The sequence below is a fragment of the Streptomyces sp. NPDC057565 genome (assembly GCF_042801455.1).
GTDB lineage: Bacteria > Actinomycetota > Actinomycetes > Streptomycetales > Streptomycetaceae > Streptomyces > Streptomyces yanii.
Genome location: NZ_JBHVFU010000032.1, coordinates 78041 through 92259 on the forward strand (window position 1 = coordinate 78041; position 14219 = coordinate 92259).

The 14219-nt window shown below is 68.5% G+C and carries 13 protein-coding genes and 2 pseudogenes; 5 read left to right on the top strand and 10 right to left on the bottom strand.

Annotated features, from left to right (window positions below; translation table 11 throughout):
- Nucleotides 1–44: 44 nt before the first annotated feature.
- The gene (locus ACFU8W_RS35105) at nucleotides 45–1028 is read right to left on the bottom strand and encodes a transposase (RefSeq protein ID WP_384046129.1); all 984 of its coding nucleotides are present in this window, start codon (nucleotides 1026–1028) and stop codon (nucleotides 45–47) included.
- 298 nt (nucleotides 1029–1326) lie between these two features.
- Here ACFU8W_RS35105 and ACFU8W_RS35110 point away from each other — a divergent pair, with 298 nt between their 5' ends.
- Complete coding sequence (locus ACFU8W_RS35110; protein WP_384046131.1) at nucleotides 1327–2700, top strand: hypothetical protein; 1374 nt, start codon at nucleotides 1327–1329, stop codon at nucleotides 2698–2700.
- A gap of 67 nt (nucleotides 2701–2767) precedes the next feature.
- On the opposite strand, the gene ACFU8W_RS35115 is transcribed toward ACFU8W_RS35110, so the two are convergent.
- Nucleotides 2768–3469: a transposase gene (locus ACFU8W_RS35115; RefSeq protein WP_384046134.1), complete on the bottom strand. Its 702-nt coding sequence runs from the start codon at nucleotides 3467–3469 to the stop codon at nucleotides 2768–2770.
- 103 nt (nucleotides 3470–3572) lie between these two features.
- A complete protein-coding gene (locus ACFU8W_RS35120; RefSeq protein ID WP_384046137.1) occupies nucleotides 3573–3944 on the bottom strand; it encodes a VOC family protein in 372 nt (123 codons plus the stop codon).
- 124 nt (nucleotides 3945–4068) lie between these two features.
- Between ACFU8W_RS35120 and ACFU8W_RS35125 the strand changes: the two genes are divergently transcribed.
- Nucleotides 4069–5037 (top strand): tyrosine-type recombinase/integrase, encoded by a 969-nt coding sequence (locus ACFU8W_RS35125; RefSeq protein WP_384046140.1) that lies wholly within the window; start codon nucleotides 4069–4071, stop codon nucleotides 5035–5037.
- Here ACFU8W_RS35125 and ACFU8W_RS35130 read toward each other — a convergent pair.
- Nucleotides 5000–6241, bottom strand: coding sequence for an MFS transporter (locus ACFU8W_RS35130; protein ID WP_384046143.1), 1242 nt, complete (start codon nucleotides 6239–6241; stop codon nucleotides 5000–5002). The genes ACFU8W_RS35125 and ACFU8W_RS35130 overlap by 38 nt on opposite strands.
- 99 nt (nucleotides 6242–6340) lie before the next feature.
- On the opposite strand from ACFU8W_RS35130, the gene ACFU8W_RS35135 reads away from it, so the two are divergent.
- Nucleotides 6341–7426: a DUF5937 family protein gene (locus ACFU8W_RS35135; protein ID WP_384046146.1), complete on the top strand. Its 1086-nt coding sequence runs from the start codon at nucleotides 6341–6343 to the stop codon at nucleotides 7424–7426.
- A gap of 259 nt (nucleotides 7427–7685) precedes the next feature.
- Here the strand turns inward: ACFU8W_RS35135 and ACFU8W_RS35140 are convergent, their stop codons facing one another.
- Complete coding sequence (locus tag ACFU8W_RS35140) at nucleotides 7686–8033, bottom strand: hypothetical protein (RefSeq protein WP_384046151.1); 348 nt, start codon at nucleotides 8031–8033, stop codon at nucleotides 7686–7688.
- 188 nt (nucleotides 8034–8221) lie between these two features.
- Here ACFU8W_RS35140 and ACFU8W_RS35145 point away from each other — a divergent pair, with 188 nt between their 5' ends.
- On the top strand, nucleotides 8222–8623 hold the full coding sequence (locus ACFU8W_RS35145; RefSeq protein WP_384046169.1) for a hypothetical protein: 402 nt from the start codon (nucleotides 8222–8224) through the stop codon (nucleotides 8621–8623).
- A 363-nt stretch (nucleotides 8624–8986) separates the two neighbouring features.
- On the opposite strand, the pseudogene ACFU8W_RS35150 reads toward ACFU8W_RS35145, so the two are convergent.
- Nucleotides 8987–9261, bottom strand: a pseudogene (locus ACFU8W_RS35150) (transposase); the annotation flags it as partial.
- Between the two features lie 128 nt (nucleotides 9262–9389).
- Here ACFU8W_RS35150 and ACFU8W_RS35155 point away from each other — a divergent pair.
- The gene (locus ACFU8W_RS35155) at nucleotides 9390–9935 is read left to right on the top strand and encodes a DinB family protein (protein WP_384046154.1); all 546 of its coding nucleotides are present in this window, start codon (nucleotides 9390–9392) and stop codon (nucleotides 9933–9935) included.
- Between the two features lie 285 nt (nucleotides 9936–10220).
- Here the strand turns inward: ACFU8W_RS35155 and ACFU8W_RS35160 are convergent, their stop codons facing one another.
- The 4 genes and pseudogenes from ACFU8W_RS35160 to ACFU8W_RS35175 all read right to left on the bottom strand — a co-directional run bounded on the left by ACFU8W_RS35160 (nucleotide 10221) and on the right by ACFU8W_RS35175 (nucleotide 13901).
- Nucleotides 10221–10829, bottom strand: coding sequence for a transposase (locus ACFU8W_RS35160; RefSeq protein ID WP_384046172.1), 609 nt, complete (start codon nucleotides 10827–10829; stop codon nucleotides 10221–10223).
- A pseudogene (locus ACFU8W_RS35165) lies at nucleotides 10826–11364 on the bottom strand (winged helix-turn-helix domain-containing protein). Before ACFU8W_RS35165 ends, ACFU8W_RS35160 begins: the two are co-directional and overlap by 4 nt.
- Nucleotides 11365–11693: 329 nt before the next feature.
- Entirely contained in the window at nucleotides 11694–12437 is a 744-nt protein-coding gene (locus ACFU8W_RS35170) for a MerR family transcriptional regulator (protein WP_384046157.1), read from the bottom strand.
- Between the two features lie 39 nt (nucleotides 12438–12476).
- On the bottom strand, nucleotides 12477–13901 hold the full coding sequence (locus ACFU8W_RS35175; RefSeq protein ID WP_384046160.1) for a serine hydrolase domain-containing protein: 1425 nt from the start codon (nucleotides 13899–13901) through the stop codon (nucleotides 12477–12479).
- Between the last annotated feature and the right edge of the window lie 318 nt (nucleotides 13902–14219).

The following is a 14219-nucleotide window of genomic DNA, read 5'->3' on the forward strand; positions in this document are numbered from 1 at the left end:
CGCCCCTCGTTTGCGGCTGGTGACGATCCTGCTGGCTTATTCGGTCACGCGGCGAGGGAGAGGTCGAGGCGGGCAAGGTGGCTGACGCGGGTGCGGTCGAGCGGGTGGCCGTTCCACCAGGCATCGAGGCGGATGAGGTTGAGCGCAACGGCGGAGAGGACGTGCTCCAGGTGGGTCTTCTGGAGGCCGAGGTAGCGGGCACGTCTCATCCCGGTGACCGCGACGGCCTGGTGGATGGTTCCCTCGACGCCCGCGCGGGTTCCGTACTTGGCTCGCCACTGCTCGTCGGACTGCTGGAGGCGGGCATGGTCGAGGACTTCTTGCAGCTCGCGGGGTTGCAGGGAGAGGGTCCGGCCGCCGGTCTTCGAGCGGGTGCACTGGTCTCGCACCGGGCAGGGGCGACATGTCTCCTTGTCGAATTTGATGACGATGGCCCTGGTCCCGCGCTGGGTCGCGGGGCTCCACCAGGTGCTGGTGTCCCCGCGTGGGCAAGTGGCCTGCCGTATCTCCCAGTCGATAGTGAACGCGGTGCGGTCGAACCCGGCGCCGGCACGTGCCTGGGGTGAGCTGTTCAGCAGGACCGGGGTGACCAGGGTGACCCCGAAGTTCTTCTTCATCCCCACGATCAACTCGGCGGAGGCATAACCGGAATCGAGGAAGTGCTCGGCGGGCAGAAGACCACGGCCGGCGAGCATGTGATGGACCGGTTCAGTCATTTCCGCGTCGGTCACTGTGGCGTCGGTGGTCGCGATGCTGGTGATCAAGCGTGGCGGCGGTCCGTCGGCTCCAGGGATCGTCGCCTGGCCGGTGGGCGCGTCCTGGTCATCAGTTTCGTCGCAGGACTCACTGATGTGGATCTTGTAGCCGGTCCACCAGGAGCCCTGTTTGAGGCCGTAGCGTGCGTCCGTGTCGTACGGGGAGGCCAGCCGCAGTCTGCCGGGCGGGAGGTTTTTGCTCTCCCGCCGCTTCACCTCCGCCCCGGCCTCGGTCACGGCGCGGTGGTAGTTCTGCACCCATATCGTGCGCAAAACCTGCACCGCTGGGAGCTCACGCAGCCAGGCCGGGGCGTCAGGGGCGTGCACCGCCTCCAGCAGCGCCGGAAGTTCTACACCTTCGACACCGAATCGGCCCCCCGCGGGCGCTGGCGGCAAACGGTAGGGCAGTCCGGGGCGGTCGACCTGGCCGCCCCGCCCGCGGTCGACCCCGTTGCGACGACCCGCACTTCAATCAGGCCATCGTGAAATCCGGTCACGGCGTACAACCCTCGCAGTACACAAGGTGTCGTACATGCGAACACGTATACGTCTACAGGCCCCCGGGGGATCCTTGAACACCACGCACCACCTCACCCGCCGTACCCGACTCGCGTTCGTCGCCGGCATAGCCGTCCTCGCGAGCGTCACGGCTCCGCTGACCACAGCCACCGCGTACACCGCCACCACCCCGGTTTCGAAGGCCGGCGCCGAGAACCCCGCACCGGTGACCGTCGTCCAGGAAGGCGGCCCCACCAACGTCGCCACCGGCGACGTCCCGGCGTCGAAGGTCCGTTTCACCGCCACGCTGCCCGCGGGCTTCACCGGCGACGTCAAGGCCCAGCTGGTATTCACCCGGACTCCGGGAGCGGGCTGGGAGCCCCGGCAGGTGGCCTCCGCGCTCAACGCCACTTGCTCTCTGAACGGCGGCCCGTACACGTCGTGCCCGTTCGACACCGGCCACGACGAGTACACCGAAGGCATCATCTACCTCAGCCTGCCCACGGCCACCGCCACCACGAAGAACGCGGGCACGACGCTCACCTGGCAACTCCTGGTGAGCACCAAGGCCATGCTGGTCGACGGCCTCGGGGGCACCATCAACCTCACGGACGCCGCCGGGACCGCCCTGGCCGCGGCACCCGCACAGATCAACTTCGTCGAGGGGCGTGCGACCTCCCGCCCGACCATCTACGCCCGCGACACCGCCGGTACGCTGTGGCAGTACGAGTCCGACGGCAAGTACGGCACCACCGCCTACAGCAAGCGCACCAAGGTCGGGGGCGGCTGGGAGATCTACAACACGATCACCCGCCTCGGCAAAACCGCCGTGGGCAGCGCTTCCACCGGAGTGGGCCACGACCTGGTCGCCCGTGACAAAGCCGGACGGCTCTGGTTCTACCGGGGCACCGGCCAGCCCGGGACCCCCTTCAAGCCCCGCAAGCTCGTTGGCAGCGGCTGGGGCCAGTACACCGCCATCGTCGGCATGGGCGACTCACGTACCGACCGCGTCAACGACCTGCTGGCCCGGGACCGCGATGGCGTCCTGTGGTTCTACCGCGGCACCGGCGACCCAGCCAGGCCCTTCAAGACCCGCGTGAAGGTCGGGGGCGGCTGGAACAAGTTCACCAGCCTGACCTCCTTCCCCAACGGCATCGTGGCGAAGGACGCGGCCGGTGTGCTGTGGCTCTACGAGGCGAACCCGACCGGCGTGGTCGCCGCCCCGCTCAAGGCCCCGCAGAAGTTCGGCGTCGGTTTCGGCACCTACCGTGCCCTCGCCTTCGGCGACGACTTGGGCTGGGGCGAGGGCAAGGAGCTGGTGGCCCGAGACGCCAGCGGCAACCTCTGGGCGTACGAAGGTTCGTACTCCTCCACAGGCAAGCGCGGCCTCACCGGCAAGCGCACCCGGATCGGCACCGGCTGGAACATCTACAACACGCTGATCTGACCCGGCCACCCGCCGCGCCACGCCGATCTTCCGGCGCCGCGCGGCGGGTGCCGGACAGAGCCAGGTCCTACAGGGCGCTGACCCAGTACACCGCCCTGTAGAGCGCGGGCAAGCCCGTGCCACCCGGGCGCACTCGCAGTGCAACTCCGCCGCCCGTCTGCGCGCCCAAGTCCTCGTAGCCGCTTGCGCATGGCCCCGGCACCTCCCGCCCGGCCCCCTCTCCGGCCCACGTCCGCCACGGCGGATCGCCCGGCCTATTCGTCGACGCGGCCTCCTTGCGGATCGACTCCTCGGCGATCCGCCGGGCCCTGCCCTGGTCGTAGGCCACGCCAACCCGCTGCCGTACCAGGCCCAGGTGGTTATTCATGGTCTTCGCCGCCCGGTACACCGCCAGCGTGCCCTCCGGCAGCTCCATCGCCCGCCGCACGAACTCCGCCACCGCCTCCGGAATGTTTTCCACCTTCGGGAAGCACCCCATGCGCTGATACGACTTCAGCGTCAGCAGCAAGGCCAGCAGATGCTCATCGCTGTCCGTCGTGCGTTGTCTGCCTCCCGCCTTCACCAGGCCCCGGTCCTTGAGCGCGGTCAGCAGCAGGTCGAGCACCTTCTCCTCCATCCCGTGCTTGACCAACCGCGTGCGGAACTCGGACAGCACCGAGGCGTCGAACCCGGGATCATCCAGCTCCAGGCCGAGCGCGTATTTCAGGTCCATGCCGTATCGAACCCGATGCACTGCCGCCCGGTCGGTGAGGTTCTCGGCGGACTGCACCGCTTCCCGATGCAGGCGCCCCTTCGCGGCACCAGCCGCACATGGCTCAGCACAACCATCGAGGCCACATCCAGACAGATCGAAGCTCTCGTGAACCCGGCAATCAGCGCGTGACGATGCAGAAGGGATGCCCAGCAGGGTCGGTAAGGACCCGCGCCTTGTCCCCATGCGGCTGGTGATTCGGCTTGCCCGCGCCCAGTTCCAGCAGACGGGCCTCGGCCTCGTCCAGGCTCTCCGCGACCTTGAAGCAGATGTGAAGCTGCTGGGGAACGATCTGGCCAGGCCAACTCGGAGCCCGGTAGTCCTCGACCCGCTGGAAGCCGATGAAGAGTCCGTCCTCACGGTTGAGACCGGCGAACTCGGCGTCCGACTTCGGGTGCGGTTCAAAGCCGGTGGCCTGCTGATAGAACGCCGCCAGAGCCAGCGGATCAGGGCAATCGAGTGTTATCGCGACCAGTTCCATCTGCAGGGACATGAGACCTCCGAGCCGATCAGTGGACTTCCGTGCACGCCAGAGTGGCGGCCGCCTACCGTTGAGCGGGACGGGGAGGGCGCGTTCGTTCCACTCAACAGTAAGCACAGCAGGTCAGGGCCGCACCATGCCATCAGTTATCTGGGACAGGACAGCGTTGACCGTCCGCGCGGCGGCGGACGTGTTCCTCGACTCGCTCGGCAACCCGAACACGGTCCGGAACTACGGGATCGGGGTGGGCAAGACCGCGGAACGGCTCGGCGAGGTCCGGCCGCTGGCGTCGGTGGCGGACGACGAGATCGGCGAGGCTCTGGAACTGCTCTGGGGCACCGCGGCGGTGAACACGTGGAACTCCCGCCGGGCGGGGGTGCTGTCCTGGCTCGGCTGGTGTTGGGAGCGCGGTTACGAGGGGCCGACGGTCCCGGACTGGGCGAAGCGGCTGGCGGTGCCGGACTCCGAGACCCCGGGCCGCTCGAAGGTGGCGATCGACGGGCTGATCGCGCGGCGCGAGGTGCACCTGCGGGAGAAGACGGTGTGGCGGATGCTGTATGAGACAGCCGGGCGGGCGGAGGGAATCCTCGGCGTCAACATCGAGGATCTGGACTTCGCCGGGCGCCGTTGCCCGGTCAGGGCGAAGGGCGCCCGGACCAAAGCCCGCCGCCGGGGCCAGGCTCTCGAGGACTACGTGCTGGAGCCCGTGTACTGGGATGCCGGTACCGCTCGGTTGCTGCCCTGTCTGCTGAAAGGCCGCATCCGCGGGCCGGTGTTCGTCACCCACCGCCGCCCGGGGCCGGGCAAGGTCGTCAGCCCCCGCGACGTGTGCCCGGACACCGGCCTGGCTCGTCTCTCCTACGGGCAGGCCCGCGCCCTGCTCGACGAGCACACCGCCCTGCGCGGACCGGGCACGGGCTGGGACCTGCACGAGTACCGCCATTCCGCCCTGACCCATCTCGGCGAACAGGGCGCCTCGCTGTTGATGCTGATGGCGAAGTCCCGGCACAAGAAGCCGGAGAACGTCCGCCGCTACGTCAAGCCGTCCCCCGAGGCGATCGCCGAGCTCACGAGCCTGCTCGCGCCCGGCGGCAGCAACCGCTGAGCCGCGTTCCTTGATCCTTCTCGGTGGCAACGGCGGTGGCGGAGAGGAGCGTTGCAGCGGCAAGGCTGCCCCAGAGGGCGGCCGAGCCGTGGGAGGCGAGAGCGGTGATGACCGCCGGGGAGACGGCGAGGCCGAAGCCCGTGGAGAGCTGGAAGCGGGCGAGGGCGCGTCCCAGGACATGGGCCGGGGCGAGGGCGGTGACGAGCGCGGTGGCGCTGCCAGCATAGATGATCTCGCCGATGGTGCAGACCACGGACACCGTGGCGACGGCCGGGGCACTCCAGCCGTGTCCCAGTGAGGTGGCCGCGAGGAACCCGAGGTAGGACGCGGCAAGTACCACGCCGGCAAGAGCCAGCACGGTCCGCCGGGAAAAGCGGGACAGCAGGACGGTAACCGGAACCTGCAGGGTGACCACCAGCACGGTGTTGGCCACGAAGATGGCTGCCGACCACACCGGGGATGCGTGCAACTGTGTCACCAGGACCAGGGGGAGCGCGATTTCGGGGACGTTGAGGCAGAAGACGTAGACCACGTTGGCGGCCAGCAGCGCGCGCATCCGAGGTGCGGGCCCGTCGGCCCTGTCCTTGGCCGGAGCAGCGGCCGGATGCGTGTGCAGGTGGACCGACCATGCCAAGGCTGCCGCAGCGAGATAGGCGAGTCCGGTGACGGCTGCCAGCGCCTGCAATGCGGTGGTGCCGCCCGCCAGGCATGCGGTGGCGAGGAGGGCGCCCGCGCCCAGGCCGGCGTTGCGCAGGGAGCGGCCTGCTGCGAAAGCGGCGTCGCGTTCGCGGCCGTGGGCGACCGTGGCCACTAGGGCTGCATGGGCGGCCGGCCATGCCTGGTTGCCGATGCCGAGGAAGAGTGCCGCCGTCGCGAACAGCCAGACGTGCCCCGCCGGGGTGGCCAGCAGCAGCGCGACGCCCAGCACCCGCACCAGCATCGACGCTGCCACGACCGTGCTGCGTGCGCCCCGGTCCAGCCATCGGCCGACAGCGGGTATGCACGCCAGACCCACGACGACGCCGACCGTCATGGCGATGCCGGTGGCCGACGCGGACAGCCTCAGCACCGTCACCCCGTAGAGCAGCAAAAAGGGCCGCAGCAAGCCGGTGCCGAGCGCGTCCACGGCCAGGGCGACGGCATAGCGGGGGCCTCCGGAGGCACGGACGAGGGCGCGCGGCTGGATCTTGGTGGTGGTTGCCATGGCGTCAACGGTGCGTTCGGCCGCCGGACCGACCATGTCGGTTGACGGACACCGTCAATCGACGCGGTCGTCGGCCATCCGACCAGCGATGATGAGGGGATGACGTTGAGGATCGACATCGGCGGCCTGCCGTCCGGGCGACTGCGGTTCGCTGCCTCCCCGCTGGCCGAGCTGACCGCGATGCTGCACGTGCTGGCCGAACCCGGGCATCACCCGCAGCTCGCCGGCTGGGCCGGGGACGTCTGGGCCGGGCTGCGGCCGGAGCTGGCCGAGCGGCTCAGGGAGGCGGAGTTCCTCTGGCGTTCCTCACGAGCCGACTTCCTGGTCCCCGCCCGTCCCCGGCTGACCCTCGCCGAGGAGTTGGACGATGTAGACCGGATCGACGATGAAACCTATGTGACCGCCGCGCTCATTACCACGTGCGGCAGCAACCGGGTCCACTTCGCCGCGCCGTCGCCGCTCGCCGACGCGACGGCGCGTGAGCGGGCCCTGGACCTGGCTCAGGCCCGCGGCGCGCTCCAAGAGGCCTTCGCGGAACGGCTGCTCGCGGACCCGGCCGCCGTGCGGGCGCGGGTGCGTGACACCCTCGAACAGTGCGCCGAGGCCTTCTTCGACGCCGCCTGGACGGGCGTCGCGGTGCAACTCGCCACCGACCTGCGCCTGAAGAACGACCTGCTGAAGCGCCAGGGCATCGGGGCGGCACTCGCGTCGGTCTCCAGCGCCGTGACCCTGGCGCCGGACGGCAACTGCATCATCGTGGACAAGCTGCAGGACAATGCGACCGCCGCCCACGGCACCGGGGTCACCTTCCTCCCCAGCGTCTTCGGCCGCCCGCACCTGGTGGTGGTCCACGCGGTCGGGTGGCAGCCGGTGGTGCAGTACCCCGTGGCCGAGGCGAGTCCATCGGAGCCGGTATCGCTGGAAACGGTCACGCTACGGCTGGAGGCACTCGCGCATCCGGTACGGCTGCGGCTGCTGCGCACCCTGGCCCGCGGCTCGCACACCACTGGTGAGCTGGCCCACGCCTGGGAACTTTCGCCCCCGGAGGTTTCCCGCCACCTCGCTGTCCTGCGCCGCGCGGGCCTGCTCACGGCCCGGCGGCAGGGGCGTTACGTCCGTTACACCGTCAATCTGCCCGATCTGACGGCGCTGGGGACCGACCTGCTGTCGGCCGTACTGCGCTGAGTAGCTTCGGTCTGCCAGAACGCGGGCGACCGCCGCCTTCGCAACATCGTCCAACTCGGCAGGCCGCCGAGCAGTACCGGCGCGACCGCCTGCTGCCCTCGGGCAGCCGGGCAGCGGACTGGCTGCACCGCCGGACGTTCCTCCTGGCCATACCCGGGGGGGCATCCTGTCCGGCCGTGCGGGCCAGGACCTGTCACTCCTCGTCGATCGCGTCTTTGCCGCGAAGCGGACGCAGACGCCGTTGCGGTACACGGATACCTCAGTAGGCGATTGACCCGTACTCCCAGCCGTACCGGAACTGCACGTAGAACTTGGTGCCGTCCTTGACGTCGGTGGCGGCCAGCCCCCAGGTGCCGCCCGCGATCGGGCGCCACCCGTTGCAGGTGGTGCCGCCGCTGCTGGGCAGGAAACAGGTGCGCACGTCGTCACCGATGGTCGGCTTGACGTTGATGTCGTTGCAGTTGGACGTGGCGGTGACCGAGCCGGACGCCGGCCACCTGGCCGGCACGGATTCGGTGCTGGTGAACGACCTGGCGGTGCCCAGGCAGGACTGCACCGCGGTGGCAGCCGACTCCGAGCGGCTGGACCCAATTGCCCGTGTGAGCAAGGATCGAGCAACTACCTTCCTTTGAAGCAGAGTTCACAGAATCCGACCATCGCAGCCGCGAACGATGCCGGTAGGGGCCCGGGCCTGTACTGGTGTACGGCCTCGGGACTGGTGGGCCCGCATGTTCAGGAGTCGCGTATTCGCCGTAGCCTTCGGTCGATCGTCACCCTGTGTCGGTGCTCTGCGGCATGATGACCGCCGTGAACACCGAGATACTTATAGACGTCTGGCAGCGGCTTCTCGCCGACCCTCGCAAGTCGTGGGTGCTGTTCGAGCATGGCACTTGTGTCGTGCTGACCGCCCCGGAAGGGGAGCTTGCTGAACAGGCCACCGCCCTCCTGAAGGAGTTCGGCCCGGCGCATGCCGGATCTTCGGCAGGAGACTTTGGGGTGATCGACCTCAAGGACGTCGAGGGATGGGCCGTAACCGGGCACCACAACGATGTCCTCACGTATGTCGGCCCTGATGAGCCTCAAGATCGGTCGGAGATCGCTGTCGGACTGTTCGGACGTTCCAAGCGCCATCGGGATGGCATCGAACTTCACGTCGTCCACGTTGAGGACAAGCGAAGCTCAGCCGACCCAGCGTAAGTACCTGCGCTTCGCCGTCGGTGATCACCGGGGGGCGTATCGGCTCCAGGTTCCGCCGGCGGCGGCCTCGGCCGCCGCGGCCTGGCGGCGGCGCTGTGCGCAGGCCTGCTCGATCGGGGCCGGCGCATCCTCGGGGACGACATCGGGCTCGGGGAACGCACGGCGGGACAGCTCCCGCATCGCCTGGTTCTGCCGGTCCACGGCTTCCACGACGGCCGGGTCCACCCGGGACGGCGGCGCGACGGCGCGATGGGCTCCGAGGGCGCGGCGGTAGCCGTCCGACGGTGCGGGCCGCGGTGCCGGCGCGGCGGGCGGGTCCTGCTGCGGGATCGGGGCGGCGGCCGCCGTGGCGGGACTGGCCATCTTGAGGTCGCCGGTCTCGTCGACGACGAGTACCGCCTGGTCGTCGTGGAGGTGTTCGGCCACGTAGCCGCACAGGTCGTCGCGGACAGCGTCAGCGTCCCACTTGGCGCGGTTCAAAAGGTGCTGCATCCCGTCCGGGGTCGCCTCTCCGGCCCACTCGGCGATGGTCCCGCAGTTCTTGCGGGGCAGATCCGAGAGCAGGCCGAGCACCAACCGCCGTATCCGGCGGCGGGGTTCAACCCGGGACGGGTGAACCGGCCCGCGATCCGGTCCATCAGGCCGTCGAATGCCTCCTGCCAGCGGGCAGGGTCTACCCTGTGACCCGCGGCCACCGAATGATCATTTGTCTTCACACACCGACGATCAACGGTGGCCGCACCTGTCGGCGAACCAGGAGTAGCCAATGACCTCGCCCGGCCCCGTCACCCGCGACCTGCTCGAAACTTTTGACGACGTACGTTCCAGAACCTTCGCTCGCCTTGACGGCCTCACCGACGCCGAATACCTCTGGGAGCCCGTCGCCTCGTGCATGACGCTCCGGGCGGATGGGGACGGCGTGTTCCGTGCCGACCCGCGGCCCACAGGCGACGTCCAACCGTCGCCGTTCACGACGATCGCCTGGCGAATCTGGCACATCGGGGCCGACTGCCTGCGCGGCTACGACCGCTTCTTCGAGGACGAATCCCAGAGCGGCGACCGGCACCTGTGGCCGGGCACAGCAACCGAGGGCGTCCAGATGTTGGCCAACGACTGGTCCCGATTCCGAACCCGGGTCGAGTTCCTCGGCGATGACCGCCTCCTCCAACCCATGGGCTCCCGCGCTGGCGTTTACGGTCACGAGAGCTATCTGCTCCTGGCCCTCCATGCCTTGGACGAAGCCGCTCACCACGGTGCCGAACTCGGCGTCCTTCGCGACCTTTACCTTCACGGCTTCACCGCGGGACGCTGACCATCGACCGCGTCTACCTGATCACCCGCCTGAGCGTCTTCGACGCCACCTGCACCGAGCTCGCCACCTGGATCAGAGGCCACTGGGGTATCGAGAACCTCCTGCACCACGTGCGAGACCGCACGTTCCGCGAGGACGACTCCAAGGTCCGCACCGGCACCCTGCCCCCCTCTCTGACCCGTCGTTTGAGGCACGGGTCCGGTGCGGTGGCATCCAGTGGTCCGGGTGGGACGAACCACTGGTTCCAGTAGAAGGGAATGAAGCGCTCCGGGATCGGTGGAGGCTCTAACGGCCTCGGGAGGAGTTGAGTTCGAGGTGCGCCGGCATGGTGTTCGGCTGGTGGTTACTGAGGTTTTCAGGGGGGGTCGGTGTTGTGAGCGTCAGTCCGGTCCCGGCCAGGCATCCGTCGACGAGTTGGTGCTGGAGTTGGATGTGCCTGAGGCCGCGGCGGAGCGTTCGGGTGAGGTGGTCTGGGTCCTCGAAGGCGGTGTTCGCCGTCGGGCCGCGCCGAAGAAGTGACCAGACGCTCTCGACGGGGTTGAGGTCCGGCGCGTACGGGGGCAGCTGGAAGACGGTGAGCCAGTCGTGTTCGGCCGCGTACTTTTTCATGCCGGCTGTGCGATGGGTGTTGAGGTTGTCCCAGACCACCACGATCGGGCCGCCGAGCTGGATGTGCGCGCGGACCAGCAGGTCGCGGTAGTCGGTCCAGGCGAAACTTTTGCGGGCTCCTTTGAACGGCAGGTGGAATCGGGGCCGGTAGATCAGGCGGCTCTTCTCGCCGGGCTTGTAGCAGCACAGGGCAGCGACGGAGATCCGGCGGCGGGATCTGCCGCGGACCCTGACGACAGGAGTGTGGCCACGAAGGCCCCAGGTACGTGCACGGGGCGGCGTCATCGCGAACCCGGCCTCGTCCTCGAAGACGATCCAGGCGCCGAGCGCCGCCGCGGTGCTTTTACCCGTGGCCACACCTCCTTCTTCCACAACTCCACCGCATGTTCGTCCCGTTCCAGAGCCCTGCGAGCCGGAGCCTGCCATGACCAGCCGTGCCTTTTCAGCAGCCGCCACACGGTCGCCACCGACACACTCACCTTCAAACGACGGGCGATCACCGCCTGAACCGGCCCAGCGTCCACCGCTGATCTTCGAAACCATGGGCGGCCGGGCCCCTGCCCAGTTCCTCCTCCAGCACCGCGAATTGGGCATCCGAGATCCTCGGCACCTTCGCCGGCCCGGCGGAAAGCAGGGCCTCCGGACCACCCTCCCGCCAAGCTCGGCGCCAGCGTTCCACCGAACGCTCGCTCACCCGCAACTCCTTCGCGATCACCGCGGTCTTCTCACCCGCCGCGAACCGCCCGCCGGCCTCCAGCCGCACCCGTTCACGCAACGCCCGCCGCTCAGCAGTCAGGCCCCCACCCTCCGCATACCGCATACCGCATCGACCGCGTACTCCGCCGCGAGTTACGCAAATCCCAGCTCCGGCCCCACCTCATTGACGGATGCCTCACCGCCACCGGACTGACCCTCACCCAACCGAACCCACCCTGAAAACCTCAGTAGACACCCGCCTTAGGAATTCGATCCTGCGGCCTGACTGGATCCTTCGCGCTCGTGCTCTTCCTGCGCGTTCGGCCGCTCAAGAGGTTGTGCCGTGACCGTCGTCGAGGTAGGACGTCCACGGCCAGGCCACGCTTGCCGTCCGATACCGCTTGAAGGAGCGGTTCCTTTGAAGGACGGGGCTGATCATGCTCGTTCCGCGACCTACCGTTGGTTTTCACGCTCATCTCCCTCGCTGGTCAGTTGGGCGAGGCGGTTCCACGCTGGGGATGAGGCTCCGGGCTGGGATTGCGCGGCCAACCGGGCGATAGTCGGGCTGTGGACGGGGCGGGTCTCGGACTGGCTGTGGTGGTTGGTGAACCAGTTCCTGGTACGGGCCGCGAGGGCGGGGAGGCGGGGATCGTCGGGCGACCAGTCGTGGGCGGCGTCATGGTCGAGGTAGAGGGCGCGGAACTCGGGATCGTTCATGAGTTCGCGCTTTTCGGCGATCCATAGGGAGGCGTCCTCGGGTGAGGCCGTTTGCATGAGGATCCAGCCGTTGCGTTCCAGTTCCCTCTGGCGCTCGCTGACGCCGAGTTCGCGCAGCACGTCGAGGTAGTCGGCGACCTCCGGGGAGACGAACAGCCGGTCGCCGCCGCGCAGCTGGGCGAGCTGGTCGCGGGTTCGCCGCAGCTGCACCATGCGGTCTTCTAGGTCGTGAGCGATCTCGGTGATGGCCGCGGTGAGCGTGTCCGGGTCGGCGTTGAGAAGGTCCTTGATGCGGGCCAGTGGCACGCCCGCATTGGCCAGGGTCCTGATCTTGACGAGGTCGATCGCGTCTTGGGCGGTGTAGCGACGGTAGCCGGAGGGGTCGCGGTCGGGCTCAGCGAGCAGGCCGCGCTGGTGATAGTGGCGTATGGCCTTGATCGTCACTCCGGCGTAGTCCGCGAGCTGGCCAATCTTCAGCATGCCGGCCATCCTTCCACCCGGGCTGGTCAGTCGGAACGGTCAAGCCCGTCGGGTCAGGCGGCCGCCACCGTTACGGAAGCGCGCTTGGCCGTCGCGGACATCGTGGTAGGAGACGAGCAGTAGTCGCAGGTATCCGTCGAACGTTTCCAGTGGGTATCCGGAGGGCGCGAAAAGGCCTGGCCGGATCGGCACGTAGCGCTGCGGCGGAGCGGAGGTCATGCCGCCGGCGAACTGGGTGAAGACCCGTCCCTGCGATTCGTCCGCCGGTTCGTAGGTCGTCCGCTCTTCGAGCTGGCCGTCGACGATGCTGACGTCGATACGGAGCTGGTTGGAGCGGTAGGTGCCCACGTACGGGGTGAGGTCGACGTCCTGCTCCCCTCCGGTGACCAGAGTGGGGATCTGGAGGCCGAGATGCTCGCTCAGGAGCCGCTGCAGGATTTGGTCGTGGAGCATGATCGCTGCCGAGGTGTTACCGAAGGCAGTGAAGACCAGGTCGTGTTCGGGCACGACGCACAGGATGGACACTCCGCCGGGCGACGCGCCCGACATGGCCAGGACGGTTGTGTCACCGAACGGGTACCGCACCCAGCCCAGGCCCATCGGGGGGACGTTCGGGGTCGCCATGTCGTACGACACCTGCTGCATCAGCGCGGTCGCCCCGGCAGACAGGACGCGAGTGCCGGATGGGGAGATACCGCCCGCCAGGTGGGTGCGCCCGAAGGCGAGCAGGTCGGCGACGGTGCCGATCGGCGTGCCGCCGGCCGGACCCCAGGTGTCGGGCAGCATGAACATGCCGGTGGGCTTGGCCGCCATGGTCTTGGGGTCGAGGAAGTGGCCGACGGCCGTGCTGCGCAGAATGGCCTCCTCGGCTGAGGTGCAGGAGTCCTTCATGCCGACGGGCGCGTAGATATCGCGCTTGAGCAGGTCGGGGAAGGGCATGCCGGTCACCACTTCCAGCAGGCGGCCTGCAACGATCATGCCGCCGTTGGAGTAGCTGAGCTGCTCGCCGGGCTCGAACAAGGCGCCGCAGTTGCTCGCGAGGCCGTCGACGTAGATCTTTAGTGCGTCGCGGCCCTTGGCGTCGGGGAAGAACAGGTCGGCATCGATGCCGTTGGTGTGTGAGATCAGGTGCCGGACCAGGATCTTGTTCGCCGCGCCCGGGCCGGTCAGGGCGAATTCCGGAAGGTACTTCACCACTGGCGTGTCGAGGTCCAACAGTCCACGGTCGACCTGCCGCATGACCAGCGTGGTGGTCAGGACCTTGGTGACAGAACCGAATAGGAATCCGGTGTTGTCGCACATCGGTGCGCCGGTGGCGACGTTGCTGGTTCCATGGGCGACGACGATCTGCTCGCCGGCGTGGTGGACGCCTGCGACGTACCCGGGGACGTTGTTGGACTCGCAGTAGGCGGCGGCCTGCTCGCGGATGTGGGCTTCGACGGAGTGCAGCGCGTTGTTGTTCATGCGGAGCATCGTCGAACCCTGCCCTTGGGGCAGGGTCAAGTCCCGCGGAAGAGTAATTCTTGCTGATCGTGGTGTCAGCCGCTGATGTCAGCCCACCGTGGTGGTCTTGACCTGGCGAGACGCTGTGGCATCAGCCCCCTGAGAGTTAAGATCCGCTGCCGACCTGCGGGAAGTCCGAACGGGCGGCTTCCAGGGGGTGTGAAGTGGCTGGAGCAGCTAGTGCCGGATCAGACATCCCATGCCGTTTGACGTCAAGTGGCATGGGGGTGTGCGTGGTGTGACCAGGCGGTCGCTTCGTCGTAGGGGGTGCGGGTCTTG